The organism is Oleiphilus sp. HI0061 (assembly GCF_001635675.1).
The window spans coordinates 1-1,177 of the sequence record NZ_LWFE01001730.1 but is presented as its reverse complement, the minus strand read 5'-3'; the positions used below and the strand labels follow the sequence as shown (position 1 = coordinate 1,177).

2 protein-coding genes are annotated in these 1,177 nt (G+C 43.5%); both read right to left on the bottom strand.

Annotated elements, in window-relative coordinates; translation table 11 throughout:
• Positions 1–899, bottom strand: an 899-nt coding sequence (groEL, locus tag A3735_RS26545) for a chaperonin GroEL (RefSeq protein WP_156499946.1), incomplete at its 3' end; no start/stop codon positions are given.
• A 76-nt stretch (positions 900–975) separates the two neighbouring features.
• Positions 976–1,177, bottom strand: a 202-nt coding sequence (locus A3735_RS26540) for a co-chaperone GroES (RefSeq protein WP_068638965.1), incomplete at its 5' end; no start/stop codon positions are given.

Genomic DNA, 1,177 nt, shown 5'->3' with positions numbered 1-1,177 from the left:
ACCGTACCACCCGTTAGAGTAGCGATATCCTGTAGCATTTCCTTACGACGATCGCCAAAGCCAGGTGCCTTAACCGCTGCCACCTTAACAATGCCACGCATGTTGTTTACAACTAGAGTCGCTAGCGCTTCGCCTTCGATATCTTCAGCAATGATCAATAATGGCTTGCTTGCTTTAGCAACACTTTCCAGTACAGGAAGTAGCTCACGAATGTTAGAAACCTTCTTATCAACCAATAATATAAATGGGCTCTCAAGCTCTGCACTCATATTGTCCTGATTGTTGATAAAGTAAGGTGATAAGTAACCACGATCGAACTGCATACCTTCAACAACGGCTAGCTCATCTTCGAAGCCACTACCTTCTTCAACAGTGATAACACCTTCTTTACCTACTTTTTCCATCGCTTCAGCAATGATGCTACCAACAGAGCTATCGCTGTTTGCTGAGATTGTGCCTACTTGAGCAATCGCTTTAGTATCTTCACATGGACGAGCAAAGCCTTTAACCGCTTGAACTGCAACTTGCACACCTTTGTCGATGCCACGTTTCAGGTCCATTGGGTTCATACCCGCAGCAACAGCCTTCAAACCTTCGTTAACGATAGACTGAGCCAAAACTGTTGCAGTCGTTGTTCCATCACCCGCAGCATCATTAGTTTGTGATGCAACTTCTTTTACCATCTGCGCACCCATGTTTTCGAACTTGTCTTTAAGCTCGATTTCTTTCGCAACAGACACACCATCTTTAGTCACCGTCGGTGCACCAAAAGATTTGTCTAATACAACGTTACGACCTTTAGGGCCCAAAGTTACCTTTACTGCATCTGCTAGAATGTTTACACCGGCCAACATGCCTTGACGAGCCGAATCACCAAATTTAACGTCTTTAGCGCTCATATACTTTTCCTACTTAAACTGTTTGCCTATTTAGTTAGGCACTTTTAAAATAATTCTCTGAACCGGCTAACCGGTACTAAGCTTCTATCACGCCGTAAAGGTCGCTTTCACTCATAATCAATAGCTCTTCACCATCGATCTTAACGGTATTACCAGCATATTGACCAAACACTACAATATCGCCTTCTTTTACAGCCAAAGCTTTAACATCACCGTTATCCAGAATTTTTCCAGTACCCACAGCTATTACTTCACCCTGAGAAGGTTTTTCAGTCGCA